Raw genomic sequence first — 15187 nt, forward strand, 5'->3', positions numbered from 1 at the left:
ATGCTCGCGACTGAGCGTAGGAATCACGCCTGGCTTGTCGAGGGCCGATCGCACACTCGGAGAAAGATTCACCTCATCTGGTAGCGGTGTCGATTGCCGCCTTGACAGCGCTTCCACGGGGGATGAATGTGCAAAGGGGTCATCATCGCCAATTTGTCGTCCGGCAACCGAGGTCGGTCGGCTTCTTGCTGCTGTCCGGGGTCCGGAATTCCGGGTCCGCCGTTTTCGGGGTGAACGGGTAGAACATGTTGCAGACCTTTGTCGTGGGACTGGGCCGGGCCGGCGCCGAACTGCACCTGCCGATCCTGTTGCGGGCCAGGGAGTCCGGCGAACACCCACGACTGTTCGACCCGGGACCGGTGATCGCCTGCGACACCTCCGCGCCGGAGACCGCCCCCGCCGGCGTGGTGGTCGCGGGCAGCATCGCCGAGGCCGCCGCCCAGCTGGAGCCGATCCGGGCCGTGGTGCACCTGTGCACCCCGCCGACCAGCAGGCCGACCCTGCTCGCCGAACTCGCCGACCACGGCTTCCGCAAGATCATCGTGGAGAAGCCGCTGGCCACCAGCATCGCCGACCTGGCCCGCCTGTCCGAGCTGCGGCAACGCCGCTGGCTGGACCTGGTGGTGGTGGCCCAGTGGCAGTCCAGCGCGCTGACCCAGCGGCTGGAGGACCTGGTCCGCGGCGGTCAGCTCGGCCCGCTGCGCCGGATCAGCATGGCCCAGCACAAATCCCGGTTCCGCCGATCCCTGGCCTCCGCCGGGCACCCCACCGCCTTCGACGTCGAACTCCCGCACTCGGTCGGGGTCGCACTGCGACTGGCCGGGCGGGCCGAACTGGTCGACTCCGGCGCCACCGACCTGGTCAGCGAGGGCCGCACGCGGACCGGCCTGGGCGGAGCCTGGCTCACCCTGCAACACGGCGGCGGGGTGCGTACCGAGATCACCTCCTCGCTGACCTCGCCGGTGCGCGAACGCCGGATCACCCTCAGCTTCGACGGCGGCGAGGCGGTCGGGCACTACCCGGTCAGCGCCGACGACCACCACGCCCAGCTCAGCGTGCGCACCCCGGAACGAGTGGTCAACCTGAGCTTCCCCGACGATTCGCTGACCGCGTTCCTGCTGCACACCTACCGCCGCTACCAGCGTCAGGCCCCGTCCACCACCTCGCTGGTGCTGCAGTGCGAGGTGGTGCGGCTGCTCGCCGAGGCCAAGGCCCGCGCCGGACTCACTGAGCCGGAACCACCGCTGATCCCGCCCGCACGCACCGCCGAGCTGCCGATCCATGTCGGCTGAACCGTTGCGCCGCACCGGAATCGGCGATGAGGCCGCGCCGGACCTGCCCGGTCAGCTGGCCGCGATCCGGCGGCTGGGCTGGCGCGAGATCGAGCTGCGCACCGTGGACGGAGTGTGGCTGGCCGACCTGGACCCGGACCGGCTCGACCTGGCCGGGATCGAGGTGGTCTGCCTGGCCTCGCGGATCGGCAACTGGTCCCGCCCGATCAGCACCCCACTGGCCGCGGACCTGGCCGAACTGGGCCGGTTGATCGAGCACTGCCACCGGCTGGACTGCCGGTACGTGCGGATCATGTCCTACCCCAACGACGGCCTGCCCGAATCCGGTTGGCGGCGGCGGGTGGTGGACCGGATCCGGGTGCTGGCCAAGCTGGCCGAGTCCGCCGGGATCACCCTGCTGCACGAGAACTGCTCGGGCTGGGCAGGCACCAGCGCGGCGAACATGCTGGATCTGCTGTCCGAAGTGGACTCTCCGGCGCTGAAACTGTTGTTCGACACCGGCAACGGCATCTCCGCCGGGTACGACGCCTACCAGGTGCTCTCCCAGATCGTCGAGCACGTCGCGCACGTGCACGTCAAGGACGCCCTGGCGGGACCGGTCTACACCGTGCCCGGCGCGGGTGAGGCCAGGGTGGCCGACTGCCTGCGGCTGCTGCTCGACCACGGCTACACCGGATCCCTGTCCCTGGAACCACATCTGTCCCTGGTGCCGCACGAAGGCTTGCAGGCAACCGGAGATCAGGCCGAGTCGTTCCATCAAGCCGGGCTCGCACTGGAAACCCTGCTACGCAACGAGATGAGCGGCCGTGCTGCGACCCGCTGACCACTGGCTGCTGCTCGACCTGCTCGAACTCCCCACCGCCGGACCCCTGGAAATCGAGGACACCGGCCCGCCGCCCCGGCTGTGGGACGCCCAGCGGGTCTACGCCGAGGCCGCCGCCGAGTTCGGCCTGGACACCGTGCGGCACGCCCCGGCCGATCTCGCCGCGGCCCGGCGCCCCGATGTGCCCAGCGTGGTCCGCGCCGCCGCCGAAAACCCGGATTTCCTTGCCTGCCAACCCAGTCTCGTGCTGCGACTCGGCCCGGAACAACCCAGATCCCGCACGGTGATGTTCAACGTGCACCTGGACACCGTGGCCGGGATCGAACCGGTCGCCTTCGACGGCCGCCGCTTCCGCGGTCGCGGCGCGATCGACGCCAAGGGCCCGGCTGTGGCTCTGCTGGCGGGGATCCGCGCGGCCCGCGCCGTAGAACCCAGACTGGGCAAGGACATCGGCGTGCTGGTGCAGGCGGTCTCCGGCGAAGAGGGCGGCGCACTCGGCACCATCGGCACCCGGCCACTGGTGGAGGCCGGCTATGTCGGGCGGCTCAACGTCTTCTGCGAACCCACCGGCGGCCGCTACCTGCCCAGGGCCACCGCCGCGATGACCGCCTGCGTGCGGGTCGACGGGCAGGACGCCATCGACGACACCCCCTACGCCGGGCACAACGCGACCGTGCTGCTCGGCTTCCTGTCCCAGCACCTGGCCCAGGCCCTGGACTCCCGGCACACCGACGGCGAGGTGTGCGTGGCCGGACTGCACACCGGCCGGCTGCACAACCGGGTCTACGGCTCCGGCCGCCTGCTGCTCAACCTCTCCTACGCCGAACCCGCCTCCGCCACCCACCTCGAACACGCGGTCACCACCGCGGTGCGGGAGGGCCTGGCCGCCTTCCGCCGCCGGTTCGCGCACAGCCGCCAGTTCGCCCGCACCGCCGCCGACGCCGAGAACATCACCCGCCTGGACTGGCACAAACGCGGCCTGCCCGCGCTCACCGGCGCCGACCCGTGGACGGAGAACCTGTTGACCGGCCTGGACATCCCGCGCTGGCCCGCCGAACAACCCGCGTTCACCTGCGACGCGATCTGGCTGGCCGGGGTCCCGGACACCGCCACCGTGGTACTCGGTCCCGGCACCCTGGACGGCAACAACGCGCACGCCGCCGGGGAGTTCGCCGACCTGGCCGACCTGGACGCCTTCGCCGACACCATCCGACGCCTGCTGCTCGCCTTCGCCACCGAGATCGGAGCCCCATGACCACCACCGGCGTCGCCACCCGGGTGTCCACAGTGGACCTGCTGGGCTGGACCACCGAGGTGTTCCGCGCCCTCGGTCTGCCCCCGGGCCGGGCCCGCGCCGCGGCCGCCGCGCTCTGCCATGGCGACCTCACCGGCCTGACCTCGCACGGCCTGGCCAACCTCACCCGCCTGTACCTGCCGCTGTTCCAGGACGGCCGGGCCGATCCGGCCGCCGAACCCGTGGTGCTCACCGACCTCGGCGCCGCCGCCCTGGTCGACGCCCGCCGCGCGCTCGGCCTGTGGCAGGCCACCGAGGCGATGGCGGACGCGGTCGACCGGGCCCGCACCCACGGCATCGGCCTGGTCTCGGTCCGCGGCGCCACCCACTTCGGCTGTGCGGGCCACCACACCGCACTGGCCGCCCGGCACGGCATGATCGGCCTGCTGGCCGGCAACTGCGGCGGTCAGCGGATCGCGCACCCGCCCGGCGGCACGGTCGCCATGCTCGGCACCAACCCGCTCAGCGTGGCCGCCCCCGCCGGCGCCGGCCATCCGTTCGTGCTGGACATGAGCACCACCGTGGTGCCCACCGGCCGCATCCGCGCCGCCGCCCGCGCGGGAGAGTCCATCCCGCCCGGCTGGCTGTCCGATGTGGACGGTGCACCGGTCACCGATCCGGCCGCCTTCGACCGCGGTGAGGCCCAGTTGCGCTGGCTCGGCGGCGACCCGGAAACCGGCGCGTACAAGGGATTCGGGCTCGGCCTGGTGGTGGAGATTCTCGGCGCGCTGCTCTCCGGTGCGGGCACCGGACCCAGCCGGGACGCCTACACCGGCGACCGCGGCCAGGACGACGACATCGGCTACGCCGCCATCGCCATCGCCCCGGCCGCCCTGCGACACGGCAAATCCTTCCAGCGCCAGACCGCCGAGGTCTTCGGCGCGCTGCTCGACTGTCCGTCCACATCGGAGGATGGCGTGCGCTATCCCGGCTGGCACGAAGGCGAACGCGCCGCGAGCCACCTGCGTGACGGCCTGCCGATACCACCGGCCCTGCACGCCGAACTCCACGAGGTCGCCGAGCTGCTCGGCATCGGGAGGCTGTGATGCGCGTCGGCGTGATCGGACTCGGGGTGATCTCCCGGTTCTACCTGGCCGCGATCAAGGAGATCGACGGCATCGAACTGGCCGGGGTGTGCGACCGGGATCCGGAAGCCCTGGCCCCGCACCGGGGTCAGGTGCCCTGCCACACCAGCCACCTGGGCCTGCTCACCCGGCCCGGCCTGGACGCGGTGGTGGTCACCGTGCCCAACGACGCGCATGTCCCGGTCAGCCGGGACGCGCTCGCCCTGGGCCTGCCGGTGTGCGTGGAGAAGCCGGTGGCCACCACCCTCGCCGACGGCCGCGCCCTCACCGCACAGGCCCGCGCGGCCGGGTTGCCACTGTTCACCGCCTTCCACCGGCGCTACAACGCCACCGTGCGCGCCCTGCTGGAACGACTGCCCGCGCTGCCGCCGATCACCGCGCTGCGGGTGCGCTACCTGGAACGCATCGAGGACCACGTGGGCCGGGACCGCTGGTACCTGGACCCGGCCCGCTGCGGCGGCGGCTGCGTGGCCGACAACGGGCCCAACGCCTTCGACCTGGTCCGCCAGTTCCTCGGCCCGGTCGAGCTGACCGGCGCGGACGTCCGGCGCGACGAGACCGGCGTGGACCGGCAGGCCCTGGTGCGCCTGCGCTCGGCCACCGGCATCCCGGCCGAGGTCGAACTGGACTGGTCCTTTGCGGGGGAGACCAAGGACGTGTGGGTCACCCTGGCCGACGGACAGGTGCTGCACGCGGACATGCTCGCCGGGCACAGCGAGTTCAAAGGCTCGCTCTGGCACGAGTACCTCGGCGTGCTGCGCGAATTCGCGCACCTGGTGCGCACCGGCGGCGACCCGGCGGACGGCCTGGCCGCACTGTCCCTGGTGCACGAGGTCTACCAGGCGGAACTTGCCCTACCGACCGGTCAGGAGCGTTGATGCGGGAGAACGGCCCCAAGCGGACCATCGGCGGCGTGCTGGTGAAAGTGCTGGTGCACAAGCGAACCGACCGCGGGATGCACCTAGAAGAGCACGCCAGCCGGTGCGTGCGCCGCGGCGAGGTGCACGAGCTGGTCAGCACCGACCACCAGGACACCGCGCCCGGCAGCCGGATCGACCGGGTCGGCTTCCTGGGCTTCGCCGAGATCACCGACGCCGGCGTGATCGACCGCGGCGACGAGGTGTGGATCGGCCACCACCACATCGGCACCGTGCTCGGCTTCGACGCCTGCCATTTCCCCAACCACTACAACATCCTCATCGCCGCGACCACGCCGGTCAGCGGCGAGGAACTGGACCTGCGGCCGGAACAGGCCGTGCGGTTCGTCCAGCAACCCGCGGTGATCCCGCAGCTGGTCCGCCGCTGAACACAGGCCGAGGCCCCCGGGAGTCAACACTCCCGGGGGCCTCGTGGTGTGTGGATCAGCTGCCCAGCAGTGGCACGTCCAGGGTGCCGTTGTGGAAGTCACGCACCGCGTTCACCAGTTCCTCCACCGACAGCGCACCGTTGCCGTTGCTGTCGATCGCGCGGAAGGAGGCGTCCGCGTCGGCCACCGGCACCCCGATCGCCTTCATCCACTTCTTGAACTCGGTCGGGTTCACCTCGCCGTCGCCATCGGTGTCACACAGGTCGACGATGGCGCGGATGGTCGGGCGCAGCAGCCGGCTGAAGCCGACATCGCCGTCCCGGAACATCAGCTTCTCGTTCACGGCGAGGAACTGGTCCTCGGACAGCGCCCCGTCCGGCCCGACCCCGGCCTCGATGGCCTGGTACTCGAACATGCCGATGAACGCGTCCAGCACCGCCCGCCCGCGCGGGGTGGACTCGCTCTCGCCGAAGGCGTTGATGATGCGCCTGGCCTCCGCCTCGTAGTCGGACCGCTCGATACGGCCGTTCCCGTTGACATCCCACTTCTTGAAACGCTGGATCTGGCGCTCGTTCTTCACGGCGGTTGTCATGGAACTCGAACTTCCTCTCCTCGATAAGAGAACAGCAAGAAGGCGAAGACTCGCTGATGAGTCAAACGTAGAACAGTGGAAACCGGATGGGCACCCGGCCCGTCAGTCCGCATGAAACTTCGATCGAATGCGCAAAAAGTCACAGACGATCGATCAGAGATGCGCCACACTCCCTCCCGGCACCGTGCCGCGGGTGTCGAACAGCAGCCGGGCGGCACGGGCCAACCGGTTCGGCTGATAACAGCGGTGGTTCTGCAGCAGAATCGTCAGCTCGGCCCGGCCCAGCCCCGCGGCCAGGTCCAGCTCCCTGGGCACCGGGGCGCCCGCGACGACGAACTCCGCGGCGAACGGATCGTGAAAGCGCAGGTCGGCGCCGTGTCGCCGGAGTGCCTCGGCCACCGCGAAGGCGGGCGAGCCACGTAGATCCGGCACATCCGGCTTGTAGGTCACCCCGAGTAACAGCACCTCGGCCCCGGCCAGTCCGCCCGCCTCGGCCAGCAGCTCCCCGGCCCGGTCCGCGATGTACTCCGGCATCCGCTCGGTGACCTGGAACGCCGCGTTGACCAGGGAGAAGGTGAAGCCCGCCGATTCCGCCTTGCTGAGCAGGTAGCGCGGGTCGACCGGGATGCAGTGGCCGCCCACACCCGGTCCGGGGGTGAACGCAGAGTAGCCGTAGGGCTTGGTGGCCGCGCAGTGCAGCACGTCCCACACGTCGATGCCGAGCTGCCGGCAGAACACCGCGACCTCGTTGACCAGCGCGATGTTCACCAGCCGGTGGGTGTTCTCCAGCAGCTTGGCCATCTCGGCCTCGCGGGTGCCGCTCGCGACGATCACCGTGTCCACCAGATCCTGGTAGAACGCGGCCACGTGCTTGGCGCACAGCGGGGTGTGCCCGCTGATCACCTTGGGCGTGTTGCGCGGCCCGTACCTGCGGTTTCCCGGATCGATGCGCTCCGGGGAGAACCCGAGGTGGAAGTCCTCCCCGGCGCGCAGGCCCGAACCCCGCTCCAGGACCGGCCGCAGCACCTCGTCGGTGGTGCCCGGGTAGCTGGTGGACTCCAGCACCACCAGCATCCCGGGCTGCAACCGGCCGGCCAGGGTGTGCGCGGCCGCCAGGACGTGACCGAGGTCCGGGGCTCCGTCGCTGGTCAGACCGGTCGGCACGCAGATCACCACGGTGTCGGCGGCGTCCAGCACGGCCGGGTCGGTGGTGGCCTGGAAGCCGGCCGCGAGCATGGCCGCGACCTCCGCCGGAGCCACATCGGGAGTGCTCGACCGGCCCCGGTTGAGGTCGCTGACCACGGTCGGGGAGAGGTCGTATCCGGCCACGGACAGCCCGGCCGCGCTGGCCAGCCGAGCCAGCGGCAACCCGACGTAACCCAGTCCGATGACGACAAGGTCCAACCCCACGAGATGGCTCCTAGCTGCATGGATGGCGTGATGACTAGACCCGGAACGAGCCGGCGGCCGGTGGCGCGTGCGCCCCGGTGTCCTCCTTGAGAGTCAGGATCGGCAGGAGCAAGCAGGCCGGGTTCGGGTAGATCTCCACCGGCCTGTTCGTCCGGTTGATCAGCACGTGCGCGCCGACCGGGATCGAGTAGCAGCCCTTGGGGTTGTCGAAGATCGCCACCGGCATGGTGTCCAGGCTGTAGACGATCACCTCGCCGACCGCCGGGGTGGCCTGCGCGGTTCCGGTCAGTGCGGCGCCGGCCGCGAATACGGCGGCAAGAGTCAGTGCAACCCTGCGCATGGGAAATCTCCTGTGTTTCGCAAAATTGTCCACGAGTCAATTGACCAGCGTGGTCAGCCGCTCCGCCTGATTTCGACGTTACCAGTGGGTCAGTATTTTTGACCGGGTTAATCCCAGTGACACCTGATCGACTGGTCAGTGTCGGTAATCGGTTGTTCTGGTGGCCTTGCGTGAGAGGAACCACGTCTGGAGGCGACTCGACCGGAGTAGCCGCTCATGCTTTCGGTGTGAGTCGGCCCCGGTGTGACTGCGGCAATTGACGCGTTCACCCGCCCCCGCACAGAATCGGCGCCATTCCCGCATTCGTTTGTGGAGGCCCCCGGTGCATGCGCGTGAGATCCGGATCTGTCTGATCGGCCTCGGTCCGCGCGGCCTCGCGGTACTGGCCCGACTGTGCGCCAACCGACCGGCCGGTAGACGGTTGACCGTGTTCCTGGTGGACCCGCACCTCGGTTCGGGCGGGCGGACCTGGCACACCGGGGTGTCCCCGCTGCTGGTGATGAACACGGTGGCCGAGCAGGTCAGCATGTTTCCCGACCACACGGTCGATTGCGCCGGTCCGGTGCGTACTGGCCCGAGCCTGGCCGAATGGGCGGGACTGCCGCCGGGCACCTACGCCTCGCGGGCCTGTTACGGCCGGTACCTCGACTGGTTCCTGCGGCACGTCATCAGCACCGCGCCCGCCGAGGTGACCATCCGGCGGCAGCCGGTGCTCGCGGTCGACCTGACCGCGGAAGCCGATGGGCGGCAACGGGTCCACCTCGCCGATGGCACTGTCCTGAGTGGACTGGACGCGGTGGTGCTGGCCCAGGGGCACCTCAGTCAACGACCTGATCCGGCTGAGCTGGCGCTGGGCGAGTTCGCCCGCCGGTACGGGCTGACCTATGTGCCGCCGGGAAATCCGGCCGAGGTGGACCTGGACGTGCTCGCGCCGGGACAGGCGGTGGCGTTGCGTGGCATGGGATTGTGCTTCTTCGACTATCTCTCCCTGCTCACCGTCGGCCGCGGTGGCCGGTTCCGCCGGGAGCACGGCGGGCGGTTGCGCTACCACGGATCCGGGCGCGAACCGCGGCTGGTCGCGGGTTGCCGGCGCGGGGTGCCGCACCACGCCCGCGCGGTCAACCAGAAGGGCGCGGCCGGACGGCACGAACCAGTGTTCCTGACCGCGGCGCGAGTGGCCAAACTGCGGGCCCGCGCCGACGGCGGCACCCCGCTGCGCTTCCGCGAGGACATCTGGCCCGAACTCGATCGCGAGGTGCGCGCGGTCTATCACGGCACCTACCTGGCGCGGTCCGGGCTGGCCGACCCGCCGCCCTGGGACTGGCACCGGCTGGCCGATCCGTCCATGCCCGAACAGCTTGGCAGCGCCCGCACCTACCGGGACTGGCTGCTGTCCTATGTGGACGACGATGTGCTGCAGGCCAGGCGGGGCAATCGGTCCGGGCCACGCAAGGCTGCCCTGGATGTGCTGCGGGACCTGCGCAACGAGCTGCGCGAGCTGGTCGAACACGGCGGGCTGACCGCGGAGTCCTGGCGGACCGAGCTACGCGGCTGGTTCGACCCGCTCAACACGTTCCTGGCCATCGGGCCGCCGCTGGAACGGGTCGAGGAACTGGGTGCGCTGATCAGGGCCGGGGTGGTGGAGGTGGTCGGACCGCGGATCCGGGTGGCCTGCGAACCGGGGGAGTTCGTGATCCACTCCGCGCTGCCCGAGGCGCACCCGGTGCGGGCGCTGGTGGAGTCCAGGCTGCCCGTGCCCGATCTGCGGCGCACCCGGGATCCCTTGTTGCGCACCCTGTTCGAGCGAGGTGAGGCCACACTGCACCGGCTGCCGCTGGCCGAGGGCGGGCACCTGGTCACCGGCGGCCTGGCGGTGACCAGGCGACCCTGCCACCTGCTCGACGCCGCCGGGGGAGTGCATCCGCGCCGGTTCGCCTTCGGGGTGCCCACCGAGGGCGGGCACTGGCTGACCGCGGCCGGCATCCGACCCTTCGCCGCCTCGGTGATCCTGGCCGACGCGGACGCCATCGCCCGCGCCTGCCTGCCCGCTTGACCTATTCCCATATGGGTATACGATGGTCCCATGGCGCGAGCGGCAACGACCACAGACGCGTTCAACGCGATAGCCGAACCCCGGCGGCGGGAGATCCTCGACCTGCTCTCCGGCGGCGAGCGAGCGGTGAACGACCTGGTCAGCGCGCTCGGTCTGGCGCAGCCACAGGTGTCCAAGCACCTGCGTGTGCTGCGCGAGGTCGGCCTGGTCGAGGTGCGCGACGAGGGGCGGCAGCGGCTGTACCGGATGAACGGCGGGCCGCTCAAGCCCATCCACGACTGGGTGCGGCGTTATGAACAGCTGTGGGAAGAGCGTTTCGAGCTGCTGGACGAGGTGCTGGCGGAGCTGACGGAGGAAGAGCATGAGCACAACGGCGAACCACTCGGCGGTGCTGACCCTGCCCAGTGACACCCAGATGCTGATCACGCGCGAGTTCAACGCGCCCCGGCACCTGGTGTACAAGGCATGGACCACGCCTGAACTGGTCAAACGCTGGTGGGCGGGTCAACGCGGCCAGGTCACCTCGGCCGAGATCGACCTCCGGGCCGGCGGCCAGTGGCGCTTCGTCATGATCGCCAACGGCGGCTTCGAGGTCGCCTTCCACGGCGAGTACCGCGAGATCGTGCCGGAGCAGCGGGTGGTCTGCACCGAGGTGTACGAGCAGCCAGGTGTGCCCGAACCCGAGCAGCCCGTGCTGTGCACCTACACCTTCACCGGCGAGGGCGACCGCACCCACCTGCACCTGCTGGTCGACCACCCGGACCAGGCGCTGCGCGACCTGATCCTGGAAACCGGCATGGAAGCCGGCATGCAGGAGTCCCTGCACGCCCTGGACCTGGTCGCTCAGTCCTTACGCTGAGGCAACACCAGATTCAACACAAAAGCGACCACGGTCCCGGTGGCCACACTGCTACTCAGGAACAACTGCGCCGAAGGCGGAAACTGGCTGTAGAACGCAGGCTGCACCGTAGGCAGTAGCCCAACCCCCACCGAAACCGCCACCACCACCAAATTCCGCCCATCCTGAAGGTCCACAGTGGACAGAATCCGCACCCCAACCAAGGCCACGGTAGCCACCATCACCAACGCGGCCCCACCCAGCACCGGCTGCGGCACCACCGACACAACCCGCCCCATGAACGGAAAGAAGCTCAGCGCCAACGCGATCCCACCAGCCACCGCCGTGACGTACCGACTGCGCACCTTGGTCACACTCACCATGCCGATGTTCTGCGCATAGGTGACGTACATGAACGACTGAAACACGCTCGCCAGCATGGTGATCAGCCCATCGGCGCGCAGACTGGCGGCCACATCCGCAGGACCCACCGGCTTGTCCACCGCGGTCCCCACCGCCTGCACCTGCCCGGCACACTCCACCATGATCACGATCTGAATGATGATCAGCGACAGGATCGCCGACCACTCAAAGCTCGGCAGCCCAAAGTGAAACGGCTCCGGAAACCCCACAACCGGCCCCCGGAACACCGCCCCCAGATCAACCAACCCCAGCACCACGGCGACCCCGGTACCCACCAGGAGCCCAAGCAAAATCGACACCTGCCGAACCCCACTCGGCAAAAACCGATGCACCGCAACCACAACAACCACCACAACCAGCGCCAGCCCAATGGCCCCAGGGCCGCCGAACCCCGGCGCGGCCGGATTGACCCCCACGATCATCCCCGCCGCCACCGGCACCAGCTGGATCCCGATCAACGTGATCGCGGTCCCCATCACCACCGGCGGGAAGAACCGCAACAGCCGGGCGAACAACGGCGCCGCCAGCACCATGAACACCCCGGAAACCAGCAACGCCCCATACATAGTGCGGATGTCATGCCCCTGCGCGATCACCAGCATCGGCGCGACACTGGTGAACGCCGCCCCCAGCACCATCGGCATCCGCACGCCGACCTTCCACACCCCCAGCGACTGCAACAGGGTGCCCAACCCACACAACAACAGATCAGTCGCCACCAGGTAGACGACATCCGCCGCAGGCAACCCCAGCCCCGCCGCCAGCACCACCGGCGCCGCCACCGCCCCGGCATACAACACCAGCACGTGCTGCAAACCCAGCACCGCCAGCCGCCCAGCGCCAAGCCGCTCATCGACCGGATGCACGTTAGTCATGCCCTACCAATATCGCCCCACCCCCACCGCCCCCAACCCGGGTACCCCGGAACACCCCCACCAGGACCACCGGCCCAACCTGCCGAACGCGCAAGCCCGCCAGTCGAACAGACCCCCGCGCCCCGCCACTACGAGGTGCCGCCGAACCACGGACCCAACAGCTCGCCCGTATCCCCACCAGGTAGCGCGCTGGTACCGCGGACTCAGTCCGGGCGGTGCGTCGTCCGGGACGTCAGCCGAGCGGAAGTCGACTGACCCGCGACTCGCGCAACTGGAAGCCCAGACGTTCGTACAGCCGGTTGGCCGCGTCGCGTGAGGTCCGGGATGTCAGGTCCACCGTGCGGGCACCGGCCAGCCGGACCAAGCGAACGGCCTCCTCGGCCAAGGCCGCGCCAACCGTGTGACCGCGGGCGGCCTCGTCGACCACGACGTCCTCGATGCGTGCCCGCGGCACCGTGTTGGCCTCAGCTGAGACCAGCCGGACCAAGGCTGCCCGATCAAGTGGCTTGGCCCCGGCGGACAACTGCGGCTGCAGTTGCCCGAACGCCTCCGCCGCGCGCAGGGTACTGACCAGGGGCAGCCAGCGAGGCCTGACAGGGAAGCAGGTCAGAGCACGTCCTGGTCGTCGTCCAGCATCTCGTTGATGATCATCCCGCCGACCACGCCCGCGGCCCCCGCCGCCACGATCTTGCCCACGTCAGCCCCCCGCGATCCCTGCTCATTCGGCTGTCCAGGCTGACCCGGATACGCTTGCTGCTGCTGGAAAACCGGCCCATTCCCTGGCGCGGAGGCCGCACCAGGCTGGCCCTCGCCCAACGCCGGACCCATCCCAGGCTCGCCTGCGACCCCAGCTCCGGCCGCCCCCGCGAGCCACTCCCCGAGCACCGACTCCCACTCCAGCGCCGCCGCCTCCTCCTGCCCCAGCGAGTACCGCGCCGCCCCCGCCACCCGCCGATCCGCGATCAGCGACACCACCAACCCGCCACCCCCAGCCACAAAAGCCAGCTCAACCTCGTTCAACCGCCCCGCGAACCGCGCCGGCGGATAGAAGAACCACCGCTGGAAGAATCCCAGTTCCTGCACCGCCTCCGGCACCCGCCCCGCCACCACCTCGGCGTTGCGGAACTGCAGCCCCAGCTCACCCACCGCGTCCAGCACCCGGTCCTGCCCGGCCATCGGCTGCACCAGCAACGACACCGGATCGACCTGGACCGGCGCGCCGTCGGTGATCAGCTCGGTGCGCAGTTCGACCGCGACGTCCGGCAGCAACGCGGGGCCCACCGCGGTGATCGGGGTTTCCCACGGCACCGGGATGGTGAAGGGCAGGGTGAGTTGCCGGCCCGCGAGCAGCCGGACCGACTGCTGCACCACCACGCGCTGGAACTCGCCGATGATCAGGCGTTCCGGGCCGTCCACCGTGACCGCGGTGACCAGCACCAGGGCCACCTGACTGATCTCGGTGTCGGTGTTGCCGCCCTGGAGGTGCACCGTGCCGGCGAGTGGCCGGCCGGGTTCGATCTCCCGGGTGTGCGGCACCGTGGTGGCGGTGGGGGTGCCGAGGCCGAAGGCGCCGAGCATCTTCTTGAACACGAGCGGAAACTAGCAGCCGGGCCCGATGCCCGGCTGCCGAGAATTCTGGCCGGCCGGAGGTCAGCCCCAGATCGAGCTGACCCACTCCGGGTGGTCGATGAACGGGTTGCGGTTGCGCTGGTAGGTCTCGTAGATCACCTGGTTGCGGCGCTTCTCGAAGGCATCCGGCGGGTCCTGGGCGTTCCACTGCCGCAGCACGGACAACCGGCCCTGGTACGGGTTGCTGCCGTTGTTGACGCTGTCGTTGATCTCCAGGTTGGCGAAACCGTCGCCGCCTTCGTAGCGCACCGCCATGTAGAAGATCATCCGGGCCACATCGCCCTTGACCTCGTTGCGGGGCTCCCAGGAATCGGCGTCGGTGAAGCTGCCGGGGGCCTGGTTGGCGGGGGAGCCGCCCTGGTCGAAGTCCTTGTTGCCGCGGTCGGCGTTGACCGAGACGTCCTCGGGGCGCAGGTGGTGCAGGTCGGTGCCGGGGCCGGTGGCGGTGCCGAAATCGCCGTGCGACTTGGCCCAGACGTGTTCCCGGTTCCAGTCATCCGGCTTGCCGCCGTTGCTGCTCTTGCTCTGCGAGCGGCCGGAGTACAGCAGGATCACGTTGTCCGGTTTGGCCGGATCCTGGTCGGTGGCCTTGAGCGCGTTCCACACCTGGTCGTAGCTGAGTTTGGTCTGGGACTTGATGATGGTGTGCAGTGCGGACTTCAGCGCCGGCCCGGTGCGGCCGATCGCGTCCTTGTAGTAGGTGCTGTCGTACTCGCCGGGGCCGCCGCCCGCGCTGGTGCTGGTCGGACCGGTACTCGTGGTCGGCTGTGTGCCGGCGAAGGCGAAGCCGGTCGGTGAGGTCAGGCCGGGGTGCGCGAAGTAGGCGCCGAGCGGGCCGGTCACCTCGATCTGCTTGCCCAGCAGGCCCGGGTTGGTCTTGAGGCCCCAGGCCGCGCGGTAGCCGGAGCTGATCTGCACGTACAACATCTGGCCGGTGTTGGTCTGGCCCGCGGTGTCGGCCAGGGCCAGGGCGTAGTCGTTGGGGAAGTTCGCCCGTAGCACGGTGCTGGTCGCGGTGGGCTGGCCGACCACGTAGCCGCGCACGGTGGCCGCGGCCCCGGTCTGCTGGCCGATGGCCTGGGCCACCGTGATGGCCGGCGCCGCGCCGGTGGCCGCGGGGGCCTGCGCGATGAGTCCGGTGGCCACCGTGACGGTGGCGATCAGTACGGCGATCGAATGCCAGGGACGCACGATCGGGTGTCCTCTCCCCAGGAGTAGCGCCGCAGG

The 15187-nt window shown here is 70.1% G+C and carries 16 protein-coding genes; 9 read left to right on the forward strand and 7 right to left on the reverse strand.

Translation table 11 applies throughout. From position 1 onward, the window contains the following. Positions 1–245 precede the first annotated feature (245 nt). The 6 genes from MZC64_RS27285 to MZC64_RS27310 are packed head-to-tail and all read left to right on the forward strand — an operon-like array spanning position 246 to position 5800. Positions 246–1292, forward strand: a complete 1047-nt coding sequence (locus MZC64_RS27285) for a Gfo/Idh/MocA family oxidoreductase (RefSeq protein WP_247761919.1) — start codon at positions 246–248, stop codon at positions 1290–1292. After that, positions 1282–2115, forward strand: a complete 834-nt coding sequence (locus MZC64_RS27290; protein WP_247761917.1) for a sugar phosphate isomerase/epimerase — start codon at positions 1282–1284, stop codon at positions 2113–2115. Before MZC64_RS27285 ends, MZC64_RS27290 begins: the two co-directional genes overlap by 11 nt. Continuing rightward, positions 2099–3370, forward strand: coding sequence for a M20/M25/M40 family metallo-hydrolase (locus MZC64_RS27295; protein WP_247761915.1), 1272 nt, complete (start codon positions 2099–2101; stop codon positions 3368–3370). The genes MZC64_RS27290 and MZC64_RS27295 overlap by 17 nt, the downstream gene beginning before the upstream one ends. Beyond that, the gene (locus MZC64_RS27300) at positions 3367–4455 is read left to right on the forward strand and encodes an Ldh family oxidoreductase (RefSeq protein WP_247761914.1); all 1089 of its coding nucleotides are present in this window, start codon (positions 3367–3369) and stop codon (positions 4453–4455) included. Before MZC64_RS27295 ends, MZC64_RS27300 begins: the two co-directional genes overlap by 4 nt. Further along, on the forward strand, positions 4455–5372 hold the full coding sequence (locus MZC64_RS27305) for a Gfo/Idh/MocA family protein (RefSeq protein ID WP_247761912.1): 918 nt from the start codon (positions 4455–4457) through the stop codon (positions 5370–5372). Before MZC64_RS27300 ends, MZC64_RS27305 begins: the two co-directional genes overlap by 1 nt. Next, a complete protein-coding gene (locus tag MZC64_RS27310) occupies positions 5372–5800 on the forward strand; it encodes a hypothetical protein (protein WP_247761910.1) in 429 nt (142 codons plus the stop codon). The genes MZC64_RS27305 and MZC64_RS27310 overlap by 1 nt, the downstream gene beginning before the upstream one ends. Before the next feature lie 55 nt (positions 5801–5855). Here the strand turns inward: MZC64_RS27310 and MZC64_RS27315 are convergent, their stop codons facing one another. The 3 genes from MZC64_RS27315 to MZC64_RS27325 all read right to left on the reverse strand — a co-directional run bounded on the left by MZC64_RS27315 (position 5856) and on the right by MZC64_RS27325 (position 8142). Further along, positions 5856–6392 carry an EF-hand domain-containing protein gene (locus MZC64_RS27315; RefSeq protein WP_247761909.1) on the reverse strand — a complete coding sequence of 179 codons (537 nt, stop codon included), beginning with the start codon at positions 6390–6392 and terminating at the stop codon, positions 5856–5858. 153 nt (positions 6393–6545) lie between these two features. Continuing rightward, a complete protein-coding gene (locus tag MZC64_RS27320) occupies positions 6546–7802 on the reverse strand; it encodes a nucleotide sugar dehydrogenase (RefSeq protein ID WP_247761908.1) in 1257 nt (418 codons plus the stop codon). A gap of 34 nt (positions 7803–7836) precedes the next feature. Beyond that, entirely contained in the window at positions 7837–8142 is a 306-nt protein-coding gene (locus MZC64_RS27325) for a hypothetical protein (RefSeq protein ID WP_247761903.1), read from the reverse strand. 322 nt (positions 8143–8464) lie between these two features. On the opposite strand from MZC64_RS27325, the gene MZC64_RS27330 reads away from it, so the two are divergent. From MZC64_RS27330 to MZC64_RS27340, 3 genes are read left to right on the forward strand one after another with little or no spacing between them, the layout of a single operon-like run. Next, positions 8465–10195 (forward strand): FAD/NAD(P)-binding domain-containing protein, encoded by a 1731-nt coding sequence (locus MZC64_RS27330; protein ID WP_247761901.1) that lies wholly within the window; start codon positions 8465–8467, stop codon positions 10193–10195. 30 nt (positions 10196–10225) lie between these two features. Continuing rightward, the gene (locus MZC64_RS27335; RefSeq protein WP_247761899.1) at positions 10226–10603 is read left to right on the forward strand and encodes a helix-turn-helix transcriptional regulator; all 378 of its coding nucleotides are present in this window, start codon (positions 10226–10228) and stop codon (positions 10601–10603) included. After that, positions 10557–11054, forward strand: coding sequence for an SRPBCC family protein (locus MZC64_RS27340; RefSeq protein ID WP_247761893.1), 498 nt, complete (start codon positions 10557–10559; stop codon positions 11052–11054). The genes MZC64_RS27335 and MZC64_RS27340 overlap by 47 nt, the downstream gene beginning before the upstream one ends. Here MZC64_RS27340 and MZC64_RS27345 read toward each other — a convergent pair. The 4 genes from MZC64_RS27345 to MZC64_RS49180 form a co-directional block, all read right to left on the reverse strand. Then, positions 11039–12331 carry a nucleobase:cation symporter-2 family protein gene (locus MZC64_RS27345; RefSeq protein WP_247761891.1) on the reverse strand — a complete coding sequence of 431 codons (1293 nt, stop codon included), beginning with the start codon at positions 12329–12331 and terminating at the stop codon, positions 11039–11041. The two genes, MZC64_RS27340 and MZC64_RS27345, sit on opposite strands and share 16 nt — an antisense overlap. A gap of 232 nt (positions 12332–12563) precedes the next feature. Next, positions 12564–12785 carry a GNAT family N-acetyltransferase gene (locus MZC64_RS27350; protein ID WP_247761889.1) on the reverse strand — a complete coding sequence of 74 codons (222 nt, stop codon included), beginning with the start codon at positions 12783–12785 and terminating at the stop codon, positions 12564–12566. 152 nt (positions 12786–12937) lie between these two features. Further along, positions 12938–13921, reverse strand: coding sequence for a sporulation protein (locus tag MZC64_RS27355; protein ID WP_247761888.1), 984 nt, complete (start codon positions 13919–13921; stop codon positions 12938–12940). A 60-nt stretch (positions 13922–13981) separates the two neighbouring features. Next, complete coding sequence (locus MZC64_RS49180) at positions 13982–15151, reverse strand: endonuclease (protein WP_247761887.1); 1170 nt, start codon at positions 15149–15151, stop codon at positions 13982–13984. Positions 15152–15187 lie beyond the last annotated feature (36 nt).

Origin of the sequence: Crossiella sp. S99.2 (assembly GCF_023094165.1) — a bacterium.
Classification (GTDB): Bacteria; Actinomycetota; Actinomycetes; order Mycobacteriales; family Pseudonocardiaceae; genus Crossiella.